The 14,966-nt window shown below is 51.3% G+C and carries 13 protein-coding genes; 8 read left to right on the top strand and 5 right to left on the bottom strand.

Annotated features, from left to right (window positions below; genetic code table 11):
- Nucleotides 1-3: 3 nt before the first annotated feature.
- Entirely contained in the window at nt 4-771 is a 768-nt protein-coding gene (locus tag ACJMNB_RS08780) for a hypothetical protein (protein WP_405341521.1), read from the bottom strand.
- Nucleotides 765-1,772, bottom strand: a complete 1,008-nt coding sequence (locus ACJMNB_RS08775) for an MlaD family protein (protein ID WP_405341518.1) — start codon at nt 1,770-1,772, stop codon at nt 765-767. The genes ACJMNB_RS08780 and ACJMNB_RS08775 overlap by 7 nt, the downstream gene beginning before the upstream one ends.
- Before the next feature lie 96 nt (nt 1,773-1,868).
- Here ACJMNB_RS08775 and ACJMNB_RS08770 point away from each other — a divergent pair, with 96 nt between their 5' ends.
- From ACJMNB_RS08770 to ACJMNB_RS08750, 5 genes are all read left to right on the top strand, one after another.
- The gene (locus ACJMNB_RS08770) at nt 1,869-3,080 is read left to right on the top strand and encodes a M18 family aminopeptidase (protein WP_405341515.1); all 1,212 of its coding nucleotides are present in this window, start codon (nt 1,869-1,871) and stop codon (nt 3,078-3,080) included.
- Nucleotides 3,081-3,104: 24 nt separating this feature from the next.
- Nucleotides 3,105-4,880, top strand: a complete 1,776-nt coding sequence (locus ACJMNB_RS08765; RefSeq protein WP_405341512.1) for an NPCBM/NEW2 domain-containing protein — start codon at nt 3,105-3,107, stop codon at nt 4,878-4,880.
- 79 nt (nt 4,881-4,959) lie between these two features.
- On the top strand, nt 4,960-5,697 hold the full coding sequence (locus ACJMNB_RS08760) for a tetratricopeptide repeat protein (protein WP_405341509.1): 738 nt from the start codon (nt 4,960-4,962) through the stop codon (nt 5,695-5,697).
- Complete coding sequence (locus ACJMNB_RS08755) at nt 5,697-6,365, top strand: hypothetical protein (RefSeq protein ID WP_405341506.1); 669 nt, start codon at nt 5,697-5,699, stop codon at nt 6,363-6,365. The genes ACJMNB_RS08760 and ACJMNB_RS08755 overlap by 1 nt, the downstream gene beginning before the upstream one ends.
- Before the next feature lie 209 nt (nt 6,366-6,574).
- Entirely contained in the window at nt 6,575-6,898 is a 324-nt protein-coding gene (locus ACJMNB_RS08750) for a DUF3392 family protein (protein ID WP_405341503.1), read from the top strand.
- 92 nt (nt 6,899-6,990) lie between these two features.
- Here ACJMNB_RS08750 and ACJMNB_RS08745 read toward each other — a convergent pair whose 3' ends face one another.
- On the bottom strand, nt 6,991-7,983 hold the full coding sequence (locus ACJMNB_RS08745) for a hypothetical protein (RefSeq protein WP_405341500.1): 993 nt from the start codon (nt 7,981-7,983) through the stop codon (nt 6,991-6,993).
- 103 nt (nt 7,984-8,086) lie between these two features.
- Between ACJMNB_RS08745 and murJ the strand changes: the two genes are divergently transcribed.
- Entirely contained in the window at nt 8,087-9,679 is a 1,593-nt protein-coding gene (gene murJ, locus ACJMNB_RS08740) for a murein biosynthesis integral membrane protein MurJ (protein WP_405341497.1), read from the top strand.
- Between the two features lie 62 nt (nt 9,680-9,741).
- Here the strand turns inward: murJ and ACJMNB_RS08735 are convergent, their stop codons facing one another.
- Both ACJMNB_RS08735 and ACJMNB_RS08730 read right to left on the bottom strand, forming a co-directional pair.
- Complete coding sequence (locus ACJMNB_RS08735; RefSeq protein ID WP_405341494.1) at nt 9,742-11,280, bottom strand: phosphomannomutase; 1,539 nt, start codon at nt 11,278-11,280, stop codon at nt 9,742-9,744.
- A 12-nt stretch (nt 11,281-11,292) separates the two neighbouring features.
- The gene (locus ACJMNB_RS08730; protein WP_405341491.1) at nt 11,293-12,186 is read right to left on the bottom strand and encodes an FISUMP domain-containing protein; all 894 of its coding nucleotides are present in this window, start codon (nt 12,184-12,186) and stop codon (nt 11,293-11,295) included.
- 148 nt (nt 12,187-12,334) lie between these two features.
- Here ACJMNB_RS08730 and ACJMNB_RS08725 point away from each other — a divergent pair, with 148 nt between their 5' ends.
- Together ACJMNB_RS08725 and ACJMNB_RS08720 are read left to right on the top strand one after the other, a co-directional pair.
- Nucleotides 12,335-13,966 carry an endo-1,4-beta-xylanase gene (locus ACJMNB_RS08725; RefSeq protein WP_405341488.1) on the top strand — a complete coding sequence of 544 codons (1,632 nt, stop codon included), beginning with the start codon at nt 12,335-12,337 and terminating at the stop codon, nt 13,964-13,966.
- Nucleotides 13,967-14,047: 81 nt separating this feature from the next.
- Nucleotides 14,048-14,821: an FISUMP domain-containing protein gene (locus ACJMNB_RS08720; RefSeq protein WP_405341485.1), complete on the top strand. Its 774-nt coding sequence runs from the start codon at nt 14,048-14,050 to the stop codon at nt 14,819-14,821.
- Nucleotides 14,822-14,966: the final 145 nt, after the last annotated feature.

Raw genomic sequence — 14,966 nt, 5'->3', positions numbered from 1 at the left:
AAATTATTCCGCGCAACGCTTGGAGTTGTTCGGAAGTCCCATCAGTTCAAAAGCATTCCTGCAGCGGGCCTTCAACTCCGCGGCCTCTTTCTTAGGCGTGCTTTTTAACAGGGAACGATAATAGAGAATGGTCGCCGTATTGTAAGGCTTGTTCGCCTTGATGGATTTTTCTTCGGCAACCCGGTAAAGGGAATCGGCTTCGCCTTTTCCGGAAAGGTCGGCCATGCGGGCTGCGGTGAAGGCGTAAAATCCGCCCTTCTTGTCGGAACGTTTACCAGCCATCTTCAGGGCTTCTTCAGCACGGTCGCTACCCACGGCAGCGTATGCAACGGCACATTCCCCATAAAAGGCGGCCTGGGCGGTTTCATCCGCGTTCTTCAAGTCCTTGTCACTGACTTTATTGCAAATCGTTGCGGCATCCTTGTATTTCGCACGGGTATTCAAGAGCGCCACCTTCACCTTCGTGTACTGCACCTGAGTACTCGGGTCCAGGACATCTTCGTGAACCACAGAAAGCAGGGAATCCGCGAAATCAAGATCCAGGCTCATGGTGCGAATTTGCGCCATGGCAATCAGCACGCGGCTCTCAGAAAGCAGGTCGGCCTCTTTGCGGCTTGCCAACAGGGCTCGTTCTAGCTGGTTGTAGCCCTTCGCAAATTTACCGTTGTCCAAAGACCTTTGGGCACGGAAAGAATAGACGCCCGAATCGGAAGCGCCAGCAATTGCACTTGCGGCAAGGAGTGCTACGACGGCAGATTTAAGCTTTACCATAGCGTCTCCACCATAAAGGGCACGGAGTCCTTGTTAGGCAAGGAACGCTTCACAATCCACATGTTCGAAACGCCTGCCATCAAGTCGTCTGCATTCTGGAGCGTCTGCTCCGTCGCTTCCATAAAGTCCGAAAGTCCCGAGGTCACAAGACTAACCTCGTTCAAAAGCCCGTCGACACGGTTAAAGGTGTGATCCACCTTGCCCATCAAGCCGTCTACATTGCCGAGGAGGTTATCCAGCTTTTGCGGCACGGGTCTCAACTCGGTCATCATGCCCGAGACATCGTCTGCAATGCTATCCACCTTGCTAAACAGGATAGGAACACTAACCTGTATGGTATCGAACAGTCCCGAGGCCTGGAACAAGACCTTCTTGCCCACATAGGTAATGTCATCGAGACGGTTAAGCTGACGGTTCAAGTTGTCGTAGAGGAGTCGCGAGCCGAACAGAGCGCCAATGGTCGTTCCTGTATCCATGGCCATGCCGAGAATCGTATCGGCGGCATCGATGAGCTGGTTCACGCGGCCCAAAAGCTCGTTTGCTGTTTCAAGCACGGTTTCGATATCCTGGGCCTGTCCGGGGGGCAAGTAATCGCCATCCTCCAACACGCGGCCCTTTCCGCGGCGAATATCGATATTGATAATACGCGCCGAAATCATGTTCTGGTCGCGCATGGCAAACACCGTGGCACTGTCCGTAATCAGGTTCTGGAATTCTTTGCGGATAATGAACTCGATCTTGACGCCTTCGCCTTCGACATCCATTTCGCCAATCTGTCCGACATCCACGCCGCTAATCTGGACACGGGTTCCCGGACGCAGGCCGAAAGCCTTTTCGAAGTTACTGTGCAGGCGGTATTCCTCGACACCGATCATACCGGTCGAGAACAACTTTGCATAAAGGACAATGCCAAAAACCATTACGGCAACGGTAAAGAAGATACCGACCAGAAGGCCGGAAATTTCCATCCAGTTGATCCGTTTTAATGGTTTAAAAGCCATATCAAGAATATAGATTAAAGACTTGGCCATAAAGTCTCTAAGTAAAAAAAAATATGCGAAATAGTTGTAAAACGCTGTAATATCTATTTTTAGGGCATGGAATACTTCGAATTTTTGAACAAATCGGTAACGCCCTACCATACCGTAGAGACGTTGAAAGCTCTCCTTGAAGAAAAATGTGACAAAAACACCCGCTTTTTTGAACGGGGAGGGGCTTTAATCGCCCTGCGGGCCCCTAAGCAAATTTGTGCGGACTCCCAGTTTAGGATCGCCCTTGCCCATACGGATTTTCCGGCCCTGAAAATCACCCCGAACCCGGACCATGCCGCCGCAGGCATCCAGACTTTGCATCCTGAAATTTACGGAAGCCCCATTTACACCAGCTGGCTGGACCGGGACCTGGGTTATGGCGGACTCCTCGCCTACGAACTGGACGGCAAAATACATACAAAATTATTCCGCGGAAGCAAACTTGTCCGTATTCCGCAGCTGGCAGTCCATCTGAACCGCGGCGTCAACCAGGACGGCCTCAAGGTAAACCCCCAAACTGACCTGAACGCCTTGTGGACCGCAAGTGTCGGTACAAAGTTTACGGATATGTTACAACGGGAGATTCCCCAGGGCGGAACCCTACTGGATTTCGACGTACAGCTCTTTGACGCACAACCGGCGCAACTGGGCGGGCTGGAAGACGAATGGATTTTCTCGGGACGTCTTGACAACTTGAGCAGCTGTCACGCCATTGCCGAAGCCTTCGCCGCAGGCAAGCCCCTGGACAAGGACTTCCAGGTGGCAGCCTTCTTCAACAACGAAGAGGTGGGCTCCGAAACCCGCGAGGGGGCCGGAAGCAACTTCTTGAGAAGCGTGCTGGAAACGTCATTGCGAGAAAACGGCGCAACCGAAACAATCCAACTTGACTCTATGCTTGCAGCAAGCCTTGCGCTTTCCATTGACATGGCCCATGCCGAACACCCGAACTTTGTACAGAAGCACGAACCGAACCATGCCCCCGCTTTAGGCGGAGGAGTCGTATTGAAGACAAATTCACAAAAACGCTATGCCAGCGACGTATTCTCCAACGCACAATTCAAACTCATTTGTAAACAAAATAACATACCCTACCAAACCTTCGTAATGCGTAACGACATGCCCTGCGGTTCGACGGTTGGCCCCACGATTTCGGCTTCGCTTGGAATCCCGACGGTAGACATTGGTGAACCCATGCTCAGCATGCACAGCATTCGCGAGATGACAGATGTCGCAGATCACGAAAAAATGACAAGTCTGCTTTCTGCATTTTGGAGATAGTTACAAATAGTTATATTTACCCCTATGCGTTTACCGACAAAGCTTTCTTTGAAAAATCTAGTTTCCTCATTACTCCAAAAAATCAAAGGTTGTTTTCGAAAGGATTCCTTCGCCCTTTGGGGGCTACTGGTCATTCTGCTCAATTTCGTGATGCTGCACGGAATCGGGTTCGCATCGGATTTGACGTTCTGGCGCCATTGGGTGAGCGACTTGCAGCAGGGTGTCGGGCACTTTACCGGTAACTACCCGCCGCTTTATGTGCTATGGCTCCGCGTAGTCGGCATCATTTACCAGATTACCGGCCTCAATATGGATCTGGAATATGAACTCAAGCAGTTCTGCCTTTTCCCGGTGATTCTGGCCCACATTTCACTTGCGCATTTTGTGTGGCTGCGCATTCATAAAAAGAGCTGGCTCCCCGAAGTGAAAACCATCGTGATGCTCTTGGTGGTGGCTAACCCGGCATTTTACCTGGATGGCCCTATTTGGGGACAGGTGGATGTTTTGCCGGTGACGTTCTGCGTGTGGGGACTTTGGTATGCTTCTCGCCCCAAGACGTACGGCCTTGGCATGGCTCTGTTTATGCTTGGACTTTTGACGAAGTTCCAGATGATTATGTTCTTGCCTGTGTTCGGAGCACTTTCTCTGCGTTACCGCAAGGTGATGTGGAAGGGCCTTTTTGCAATGGCCGCCGTATTCTTACTGGTATTCTTGCCCTTTATTATTGCCGGGAACTTTAGCAAGGAATTTGCCCAGGCCTACTTGAGCACCATTGACGAATACCCCTATGCATCGATGAATGCGGGTAACTTGTGGATGGTATTCTCGGGGAACATGACGCCGCAATCGAGACCGATTTTTGAATGGGCACCCTCGTTTATGAACCCGGGCCTGCTGGGAAAAATCCTGTTCGTGCTAGTCTCCATCGCAGTGATGGCCCTGACCTTCTTTAAGCGTTTGCCGGTGTCGCGTGTGATGACTTTGGCGGCTTTGAATGCCTTTGCCTTCTTTATGATTTTGCCCTGCATGCATGAACGCTATGTGCTTGCAGCCGCTGTCGTTGCCATTGCAGGTGTTGCTTGCAAGAATCGTCCGGTGGTGATTTGGGCGGTGCTCCTTTCGATGGTTGCTTTCTTGAACATTTCGATGATGACTTCGATTCGCGGAAGTGCTCTTTGGTTCTGGATTGCCATGGCGGGCATCGTGGTGATGTTTGCGTACATGGTCCACACATTTGCGCCTGCCGCATTGGACAAGGCGCTTAACGCCTGCAATAAAGTCAAGTTGCCCGCATTGGTACCCTATGCGCTGTTCCTGCTGATTTACCTCGTAGATGTAGGTAGCAGCTACTTGCAACAGGCGAAAACCGCATACCACCTCAAAAAGGGCGAGACCTTCGTTTACGACTTGAAACTGTTGCATCAGGAACAGGGATACGGAACTACCCATATCGGCAAGTCCATTGACGACAACCCCCTTCACGTAAACGGGCAGCTATACTTGAGCGGTATCGGAACCCACGCCCCCTCCAAGCATATCTATAGGCTCCCCGATAACGCCAACAGCTTTACCGTAACCTGCGGCATTGACGACGAATCGGGCAACGGCGTCGTCGACTTCATTATCGAATTGGACGGCAAGGAAGTATGGCGCAGCGGCCGCATGGAAGGACGCATGGCTGCTACCGCCGAAATCGATATCCGTGGCGGCAAAAGATTGGCTCTCATTACCAACGAAATGGGTTCCAAGAACTTTGACCATGCCGACTGGGTAAACCCCGTAGTACGCACAGAAGACTAAGTACAGGTTGCCATAAGCCATTTGCAAAGCCTGGTCACGTGCCAGGCTTTTTTGTATATTCTTAGGCGAAGGATTTAGAATGCGTTTACTTGTTTTTTTGATGTTTTTACTTGCTGTCGGTCTGTGGGCGCGCCCCATTAACGACGGCAACAAGCTATTTAAAAACGGCGACTACGCCGGTGCTCTCGAAAAATACATGAAGGCTCGCGAAGCCGAACCCGGTAATCCGCTCCTGTTCTATAACATCGGAACCTGCCAATACAGGCTCGGCAATTACGATGAAGCCAAAAAGGAACTTGAAAGTGCTGTGCGCATGCCGGACAAGAAGATGGCTGCAAAGGCAGCCTATAATTTGGCGAATACGCATTTCCGTATGGGTGAAAAAGCTGCTGAAGGTAGCGAACGTATTGCTGCCTGGCGTGAATCGGTGGCCTACTTGAAGAAGGCTATCGACCTGGACAACAGTTTTGAAAATGCGAAGAAGAACGTGGAAATCGTTCAGCGCAAACTGAAAGAAGAACTCGACAAGCAAAAGCAGAATCAGGACCAGAACCAAGACCAGAATAACGACCAGAAGCAACCGCCTCTGAGCGACAAGGCCAAGGAAGTTCTGGCCCGCGCCCTGCAACTTTGCAAAGACGGCAAGTACGCCGAAGCAAAGGAAATGCTGGAAAACCTGATTGCCGAAGATGAAACGGCTGGCCAGTTGAGCGGCCACGTGCAGCGCATTGACGACGTCATTGAAATCAAGGCCGGCCGCAAGCCCAAGGCAAAGATTGACGCCAGCAACACCGACAACGACTTGGAGGTAATCTAATGCGTAAGTTGATGATTGCCGCCGTGATGTTCCTTGCTGCCGCCGCAATGGCCGCCCCGAAGTCTGCAAGCGCCTATTACAGCGATGCTGCCTTCCAGTATATTGAAAACCGCTTGCCCTCGGCAGAAATTACTTGTAACGAAGGTCTGCAATATTATCCGAACGACCAGAAACTGCAAATGCTCTTGGACCGTATTCACGAAGCCAAGGACGAGCAGAAGAACGAAAACAAGAAGAACGACAAGAACCAGGATAATAACCAGGACCAGAATAAAGACCAAAATCAGGATCAAAACCAAGATCAGAATCAGGACCAGAACCAGGATCAAAATAAAGATCAGAACAAGGATCAAGATAAGGACCAGCAGGACCAAAATCAAGATCAGCAGAATCAAGATCAAAATGGTGAGAATGGTCAGTCCAGCGATTCGAAGGCTGAAAGTTCCGATAGCAACGAAGGCGGTGCCGGCCAACAGCCCGAGCAGCAGCCTGAAGAGCAGTCCAGTGATAGCCAGGGTGGCGAAGAACCTCAGGAACAGCCCGTGCAGATGGGTGAAATGAGTCCGGAAGATGCCGCCCAGCTGTTGAAGGACTTTGACGAACAGAATGGCGAACGCAAACCCTGGAAACCTATCCGCGGCCAGGCAAGACCGGCCCGAGATTGGTAAAATTTTATTAAGCTGTAACGTTCGTCACACTGTTTACGGGTGTAACATTATTCGTTGCTTACATTCTGTTTTTTGCCCCTAGATAATTATAGTTTAGGGGCATGAATTCCAACGAGATGCATATTGTCAAACAGATTGTGTTGCTAATCGTAGCAGCGGTCATGCTCGGTTTTATTTACGGCTAATTGGCCGTTTTATATATTTACCGCATGCAGCCCTACATTCACCAGTTTGCAAATTTTCTGCGAGTCCACATGGATTCTATTTCGGTAGGCCTCGTAGCGACAGTACTGATGATTTACGGGGCATACATCAACAATTACTTCAAGAAAATCACCCGCAGCATTCCCTTTATAGGACGATTTGCATTATTCATTCTTTTGTGCAGTGCAGGCTACGCATTCCTGACATCGCAACTGGTGAAATTACTCAAGATGTTCTTGCGAGGGCAACCCGACCTACCCCTTATCGGAATTATCGCAGGGGCTTTTGTCGTCCTTGCATTCTGCGCCCATAGCGGAAAAGACGTCTAGCCAAAATTCAAACACGAAACTCAACGCATATAAAACGGGTCATCGGCTTTTGCCAATGACCCGTAATTAATGCAATAACGATTAATCAACAACTAGTAGTTGATGGCAATATAGAAACTGCCTGCTCCGAAGCGACGGTCAAAGCTTTCGAAGCCGTCCCACAGGACATCCCATGCAAGGCCAACTTCCAGCTGGGTTGCCGAATTGCGGAAGAAAATCACACCAAGTTCGGCACCGGTGGCAAGACCGATTGCAAAGCTTTCATTGCTGTCGTAATAACGGTTGTCTACCTGAATGCCCAAGCCAACGCCTGTACCCAGGAACGGAGTCACAACGCCCGTGCTCGGGAAGAATCGACCACCCAGCAAGAAGGTTTCATGCCATTCCCATTCCTCGCCAAAAGAAAGGTTCATGTTGTTCACGATGGTAATGGCAGCCTGGGGAATCACTTCGAAAATGCGGGCATAGTGGAATACGAAAGCCTGTTCCCATGTTTGGTCCGTATCATATTTCTTGTGGCATTCCTTATCATCTTCACAACGCTTTTCTACGAAATCATAGTTGTGCCAGAGGGCGGCACCCAAACCGTAGCTCACGTAATTGCGGGTAGGACGCTTGTGGGCAAAGTTGTCGTTGGGATCGCCGTCATTGCGGTCTGCGGGCACATACACAATCACGTCGGGTTCCGAGCGGGATGTTGTAGAAGCATAGGCGCCATTATCGGCGCTTGCGCTGTTGTCGGCGGTGTTGACAAGGGCGGACTTTACGGCGCCTTCGATTGCCACATCCAGGTCATCGATGGAGGAAGCCTTCTGCTTGCCACTTCCGACAATGGAGCCATCCTTTATCTGTTCGCAAACCACCACGAAAGAAGAACCCATGGTCATCACATTCGTACGCAACTGGATTTCGGCGCCGCCATCTACCGGAGTATTGCCGGTCTGGCTCACGGAAGCGCGGACGATGGACTGAACCATGTTCTGGGCGTCGGGTGCAAATTCAGCACCTTCGGGGGCAAGGATTTGAACGTTTGCGGCAAGCGAGAACGCTGCCAGAGAAAGGATAGTGGAGAAAATCTTTTTCATGTCGTAAAGATATAAAAAAGTCGCAAGTTAATAACTTGGGACCTAATTGGCAGAGCGTAGATATTTCTACTATTAACTAAAAACTATTGACCAACGACTAAAAATGAATAAAGCTGCCATTATCGTTGCCGTTTCGATGCTCCTGAGCCGCGTGCTGGGAATCTTCCGCGAAATGCTCTTGGCCCATGCCGCCGGCGTTTCGCTCGAAAAGAACGCTCTCGACCTTGCCTTCATGATTCCAGACATCTTGAATCATGTGGTGAGCACCGGATTTTTGTCCATTATCTTTATCCCGATTTTTACGGGGTACAAGGTGGCCGGCGATGAAAAGGGCGGCTGGAAATTTTTCAGCAACGTGCTGAACACTTTCGGGATTGCGCTTTTGATTCTGGTGGTGCCCGCATTTATTTGGATGAAGGAACTTTTGCAGCTCTTGACGGTTGAGGGAGCCACGCCGGAACTGATCGAACGCGCCACCTATTACGGCCGCATTATTTTGCCGGGACAGGTTTTCATTTTTGTCGGAAGTATTTTGGTGGCGGTGCAACACACCCGCAAGCAGTTCTTGATTCCGTCGCTGACGGGTCTGATTTACAACATCGCGATTGTGGGTGGCGGTGCCGCGGGCCTTGCGCTCGAGAAGTTCACCGGCACGGAGTATGGGCTTGAAGGATTCGCATGGGGCGTGCCGGTAGGCGCCTTCATCGGTTTCTTTGCCTTGCAGATTTTTGGCGCCCGGCGTGGCGGCGTGCATTACGAACTCCTGGTGCAGCCCACTCACCCAGACATTGTTCGCTACTTCAAGATGATGCTCCCTATGTCGCTTGGTGTGGGTTCCATGTTCGGTCTTGAATTCATTATCAGAAGCTTTGGCGCGAACTTCGGTACAGGCGGTATTTCCAGCTTGAATTACGCTTACCGCGTGATGTATACACTGGTGGCTGTCTTTGGATTCTCCGTAAGCGTTACAAGCTACCCCGACATGGCCCGCCTGGTAAAGGAAGGCGATTTCGGCCAGCTGAACCGCAAGATTTGGAAAAGCCTTTCCCGCATGTTCTGCATCTTGATTCCGGCCGTGGTTGCCGTATGGGCCCTCAGTTTCCCCGCAGTCCGCATTCTCTTTGAACGCGGTGCCTTCCAGCGTGAAACTACCGAAGCGATTTCTGAAATCTTGCGCTGGTATTTGCCCGTGAGCCTTGGCCTTTGCCTGCAAGCCGTATTGGTCCGCAGCTTCTATGCCTGCGAACGCATGTGGGTTCCGACGCTTTTAAATACCGGAATCTTTGCCGCCACCATTCCCGCCTACATTCTGCTGGGCGCGCCTGAAGTGGGTCTCGGCATCAAGAGCGTGCCGATTATCGGCGCTACCGGCGCCTTGCTGCAGGTGATTTCCATGATTTTCATGTGGGCAAAGAAGAACGGCACCGACGGCATGAAAGAGGCCTTGCTGAATATGGTGCGTGCTCTTGTCGCCTTCGGTATCATGATTGCGGCCGCTGTGGGCCTGGACCGCGTCTCGGGCGCATTCGTACGCGAAGCAAACCTCGTGGTGCTCGTGGTATACGCCTGCGCTGCAGGAATCATGCTCTTCACGCTAACGCTGATTATCCAGCGTTACCTCGGAAGCAAAGATGCCAAGGATATTCTCAACGAGCTCCTTGGCAAAGTACTTCGCAAGTTACATCTAGCGCACTAAAAAAGATTCAAAAAAATTGCTCGCTTTTGGCGAGCACTTTTTTTATCCTTTAAAAAGGCTTTTTACTTGCGCCAGCCTTCCATAATCTTCATGCAACCGGCGAGCAGTTCGGCGGAACGATCCTTGCCTTCGGTTTCCACGTAGCAGCGGAATTCCGGAGCGTTGCCGCTGGGGCGCAGGTGCACGATATCGCCGGAATCGAATTCCATGCGGTAGCCGTCAGTTTCGTCGATACTCACGACTTCACCGTGGAAGGGCTTCGGAGCCGGGCCATCCTTGGGCTTGAACTTGGAAGGCTTTGCAGTCAGCGAGCCGAACAATTTTTGGCCGAGTTTCTTTTCGCGGATTTCAGCGAGCTTTGCCTTGGAAACTTCGGTGGGGAATTCCTTGAGGCGGTCGCTCACGGTAAAGCGCTTCGGGAGTTTCTTGAGCAAGTCGACCACGCACATTTTCTGTTCGCGAACCATGACCATCACGGAAATCATCGGGAGCAATGCGTCGCGGGTCGGGAGAGCCGGAAGCGTGCGGGTAGCGCCGTCTTCGAAACTGCGAGTGAGATTTGTCTGCAGCAAGAATCCGCCGTTGGCTTCGTAGCCTGCGACAGAGACGCTCTTGTCGTTTGCATCCACCAGGCTTTCCATGCCGGCGATAACATAAGGGCTACCGATTCGGGTGCGACAAATCTTTTCGAAGCTGCCAGATTTTTCAAGCGACGTGTTGCAACTCACCGGAGTTGCAATGCGCTTGATACCAAGCGCCTGGGCAGCCAAGATGCCCAGCACGTCGCCACGGAGCCACATGCCGACATCGTCTGCCAAAAGCGGGCGGTCGCTATCGCCGTCGGTACTGAAGATGGCATCCACGAAATCCTTGTGGGCAAATTCGCGGGCCAATTCTTCGTCTTCTTTACGGATAGCTTCGGTATCTACCGGAATAAAAGTTTCGCTGCGGGCAAAGGGCTTTACCGTTGCACCCAGGCTTTCGAGCACTTTCACCACGATATCGCGGCCCACGGCAGAATGCTGGTACACGCCAATGGTGAGGCCCGAAAGAGCCTTCGTGCCAAAGAAATCCGGATAGCGCTTCACGTAATTCGCTTCGGCTTCGCCTTCGACAGCCGGGAGAGCGGGCGCATTCTTGAGCATGCCCTTCGCATCGAAAATGGATTCGTCGAAATCCACAGACTGCGAAACAATTCCCTGTTCATCTTTCTTGGAAATTTCGCCTTGCGGGTGGTTGAACTTGATACCGTTACGGTCTGCCGGAATATGGCTGCCCGTCACCATGATGGTCGGGAGCGCCTTGTCGATACCGTAGAGAGCGATGGCCGGGCTCGGGATGCGGCCGCAGTATACCACCTTCCAAGAAGAATCTTCGCCAGCCTTTACAAGCGCCCTCAAGATGCGTTCGGTACTGGGGCGCAAGTCACCTGCAATCGCGATCGTATGGTCGCACTTGTAGCTCTGTTCGCAGTACTTGATAAACGAGCGCGCATACACGTAGCACACGCGATCCGTCATCGCCGTCACCAAGCCGCGGGCACCGCTGGTACCGAATGCCACGCCGGACTGTTTCATTACTTCTTGCATCGTAACGCTCATAGAAACCTCAAGCTAGTTGTTTTCAATTAAATCTTTCTCATCTACAATACAGCGGACATAGGAACCCATATACTTGTGGGGATTGCTCCAAGCCACAGATTCATCCTTGCGGTAAGCCCATATCCAAGCGTATTCAAAAACGTACTTCGTTCCAGACACATCATATTCCGTAGACGTCCAGAAAACGGACTCTTCATCTTCGGACCTGTAGAATCCAGACCAGTCATAGGCACCGCCAAGCTGGTTCACAAAATAAGCCTTGTTTTCGGGATTCTCCTGCACATTGTCATAGAGAACGTTCCATTCCTCATGACTCGGCAAATGGGAACCCTCGGGGCAAATACCGCGATAGGGCAACGTTATTTCGCCCAACTGCACATGGTCATATTTTCCATCGATACCCATGGCCTGAGCCCAAGTATAGATTCTACCGTACTTTTCGCAATTTTCCAATTCGTCGTCATAGCACTTGCTGCCAGTAACGGGAGCATTCAGGTTTTCCGTCATCCATTCCTGATTCCCGATCTTGACGGTTTCGAAATCAGATATGTACATGGCACTGGAATAATAGACGACTTCTTCTGAACTAGAAGATTCGGACTCTTGTGAACTTGACGACATCAATGAATCTTCCGAAGAAGAGACAGAGCTGCTACTCGCTTCTTCATTTGACGAAGATGACTCCGGTTCAGCCTCATCCTCCTCAGAAGAACTAGAAAACTTTATAGATGAACTGGAAAGTTTTGCGGAGGAACTTGACACCTTTGCAACAGAACTGGAACTTTCTTCAAGGTCGTTTTCAGATTCCGCAGGGATTATTCTGACAACGACACTGCTGGAATCATCGCCACAGCCACAAAGCATAGCCACAGCCAAAACCAGCAACTTTGCAAAAAGATTCCTCATAAAATGAAAGGTAGAAAAAATTGCACAATCTAATTTTTGAGCCCAAAATAACACTTGATACAGCGGCATACAAAATCATTGCTTTTTCTATACCACCCTTTGAAAAATCAAGGTATTTTCTACTTTGGATATTAAAAAAGGGATAATTATGCTCAAAAAATTATTGTCTGTATGTGCCGTCGGTGCTTCTGCTGCTATGGCAGCAATCCTTACCAACGGTGACCTGTCTTACGGTGATGGGGGCTGGTATGTTTGGAATAACCCCGATGGCCCCGCCAAGTACGAAGCAAAGATTGGCGAAATGGGTCTCGGTGTCGACGGATCCGAAGGTGTCAAGCTCACGGTAACCGAACTGCCGAACCCGTCGTGGGGACTGCAGTTGCAGCCGCCCAAGTGGCTGGCCGATTCCGCCTATTACACTCTCTCTTTCAAGGCGAAGGGCAACATGCCCATCAACGCCATTATCCAGGGTGGTCCTCCTGACTGGCGCCAGAAAGAAAGCGCCTCCTTTATGCTCACCAACGAATGGAAGACCTATTCCATGACCTTCCTTGCAGACCAGAAAGGTTACGGCGTCAACAACGTCACCTTCCATGTGGGCCTTGCCAAGGGTTGGCTGCAAATGGACGACGTGGAGATTGAAAAAGTCGAAGGCATGAATGACATGACCTGGTACAACAACTCTGCCGCCCGTATCGACAGCCTGCGCAAAAAGGAACTGACCGTGAAGGCAACTCCGGGTGCCCAGGTGAAGGTGGAACTCATGCGCCACGCATTCCCCTTCGGTACGGCACTCGCCCTCTACCCCACCAAGGACAGCGTTGAAACCTGGTACCGCAAGACCGCCAATAAGTACTTCTGGTACGGCGTGCCCGAAAACCAGTTCAAGTGGCCGGAATACGAACCCAAGAAGGGCAAGATCCGCCGCGACGAATTCAAGCAGTACCTTGATTACGTAAACGATTACAAGTGGGGCTTCCGCGCACACACGCTGGTATGGGGTCACCAGGGCTACGGCTACGACAAGCACTTCGGCAACCAGGGCAGCTGTAAGGATATTTCCAACAAGATCAAGGCCCGTATTGAACGCGACCTGAAGGAATACAAGGGCCGCATCAAGGAATACGACGTCTGGAACGAAGCCTTCCACGAACCTTATCTCTTTAACAAGTGCGGCTGGCAGCTTCTGGATAGCGCCCACGTGTGGGCCCACCGCGCCGATCCCGACGCCCGCCTCTTCATCAACGAATACAACGTTATCGTGGCTGGCGAAACGGACCGTTTCTACGACCTGATCAAGGGAATGCTTGACCGCAAGGTGCCCGTACACGGCATCGGCGTACAGTGCCACTTTGGCGACCGCCAGCTGAACCCGGCCTTTATCAAGGCCCGCTTCGACAAGCTGGGTTCTCTTGGCCTCCCCATCAAGGTCACCGAACTTGACTTTGGCGACTGGCAGAAGGGCATGTACTTCGGCGAAGACGAACAGGCCAAGCGCTACGAAATGTTCCTGCGCATCGCCTTCAGCCACCCGGCCGTAGAAGGCATTCTGCTGTGGGGCTTCTGGGATAACCGCCACTGGGTAAAGCAGGGCGGCATCATCGCTGCCGATGGTCGTGAAAAACCCGCCGCCAAGCTCATTTACGACCTGTGGCACAAGGTATGGACCACCAACGGAACATTTACTGCGGATGCAGAAGGCAATGTGAAGTTCCGCGGCTACCCCGGCAAATACAAGGTCACCATCGGCGACAAGAGCGAAATGGTCGAATTGAAGTAGAGTTTTCTTATTACTCCTTGGAATACCCCCGATTTTTTTCGGGGGTATTTTTATATTTCGCGAAAAACTTGTGAGGAAACAATGAAGAACTTCTATAAATTCGCAACGATTTCTTTTGCCCTGGCATTCACCGCCTGCGGCGACTCCACCTCCGCCAGCGATAACGGCGGCAATGGCGGCAGCAACACACCCTGCACAGACGCCGCTCCGGCCCAGTGCCCTGCAACACTTGAAGAAGGCACCATCTGCGATAGCCGCGACGGGCATGTCTACAAAATTACGACCGTCGGGTCGCAGGTCTGGATGGCAGAGAACTTGAACTACTATTCCTGCAACATTAAGGATGCTAGCTGGTGCTATGGTGACAATGCCGAAAACTGTGACAAGTACGGCCGCCTGTACAGCTGGACTGCGGCGATGGGAATTGATAAATCCTACCAGACTGAGTACGCAAACCTGACCGGGGTGCAGCGTGGCAACTGCCCCGAGGGATTCCACATGCCGTCAGAAGGAGAATGGAGCGATTTCTACGACTTCGTAGCGAATTATGCCGTAGAACAGAGCAACGATGAAGGCGCCGTCGTTCGTGCCAAGGGAATGTGGCCGGACGAACCGTCGTATTATCCGGCGACAGATGATTTCGGATTCGCGATGTTGCCGGCTGGAAGAAAAAACTTTACCGGTTATGAAGAACTTGGTGAAAAGGCGTATTTCTGGACGGCGGACGAAGACCATCGTGATGTTGTTGGCGGCCCCCGTAATGTCGGTATCTGGACTGTGTCAAGCATGTTCGGCTTTGGCGGCGGCTCCATCATGAAGGATGAAGCTATCTCAGTTCGCTGCATCAAAGACTAATCCTCGAATTTGATAAAATTCAGCGACTCTGTTAAGATGACTTAACAGAGCCTTGTTGTTATTTGGTACAACAGAAAAGGCTTTGGACACAGGCGGATAGACATACTTTGAATTTAAATTAAGAGAAGCCCGATATTGGAGGTTC

This window comes from Fibrobacter sp. (assembly GCF_045131395.1).
In the GTDB taxonomy this organism is placed as follows: domain Bacteria; phylum Fibrobacterota; class Fibrobacteria; order Fibrobacterales; family Fibrobacteraceae; genus Fibrobacter.
Note: the sequence above shows the minus strand (reverse complement) of the source record. Positions and strands in the feature narration are given on the sequence as shown.

Bases quoted from the DNA above. Each gene is read 5' to 3' on its own strand.
- ACJMNB_RS08780 (WP_405341521.1), bottom strand. From the start codon at position 771: ATGGTAAAGCTTAAATCTGCCGTCGTAGCACTCCTTGCCGCAAGTGCA.
- ACJMNB_RS08775 (WP_405341518.1), bottom strand. From the start codon at position 1,772: ATGGCTTTTAAACCATTAAAACGGATCAACTGGATGGAAATTTCCGGC.
- ACJMNB_RS08770 (WP_405341515.1), top strand. From the start codon at position 1,869: ATGGAATACTTCGAATTTTTGAACAAATCGGTAACGCCCTACCATACC.
- ACJMNB_RS08765 (WP_405341512.1), top strand. From the start codon at position 3,105: ATGCGTTTACCGACAAAGCTTTCTTTGAAAAATCTAGTTTCCTCATTA.
- ACJMNB_RS08760 (WP_405341509.1), top strand. From the start codon at position 4,960: ATGCGTTTACTTGTTTTTTTGATGTTTTTACTTGCTGTCGGTCTGTGG.
- ACJMNB_RS08755 (WP_405341506.1), top strand. From the start codon at position 5,697: ATGCGTAAGTTGATGATTGCCGCCGTGATGTTCCTTGCTGCCGCCGCA.
- ACJMNB_RS08750 (WP_405341503.1), top strand. From the start codon at position 6,575: ATGCAGCCCTACATTCACCAGTTTGCAAATTTTCTGCGAGTCCACATG.
- ACJMNB_RS08745 (WP_405341500.1), bottom strand. From the start codon at position 7,983: ATGAAAAAGATTTTCTCCACTATCCTTTCTCTGGCAGCGTTCTCGCTT.
- murJ (WP_405341497.1), top strand. From the start codon at position 8,087: ATGAATAAAGCTGCCATTATCGTTGCCGTTTCGATGCTCCTGAGCCGC.
- ACJMNB_RS08735 (WP_405341494.1), bottom strand. From the start codon at position 11,280: ATGAGCGTTACGATGCAAGAAGTAATGAAACAGTCCGGCGTGGCATTC.
- ACJMNB_RS08730 (WP_405341491.1), bottom strand. From the start codon at position 12,186: ATGAGGAATCTTTTTGCAAAGTTGCTGGTTTTGGCTGTGGCTATGCTT.
- ACJMNB_RS08725 (WP_405341488.1), top strand. From the start codon at position 12,335: ATGCTCAAAAAATTATTGTCTGTATGTGCCGTCGGTGCTTCTGCTGCT.
- ACJMNB_RS08720 (WP_405341485.1), top strand. From the start codon at position 14,048: ATGAAGAACTTCTATAAATTCGCAACGATTTCTTTTGCCCTGGCATTC.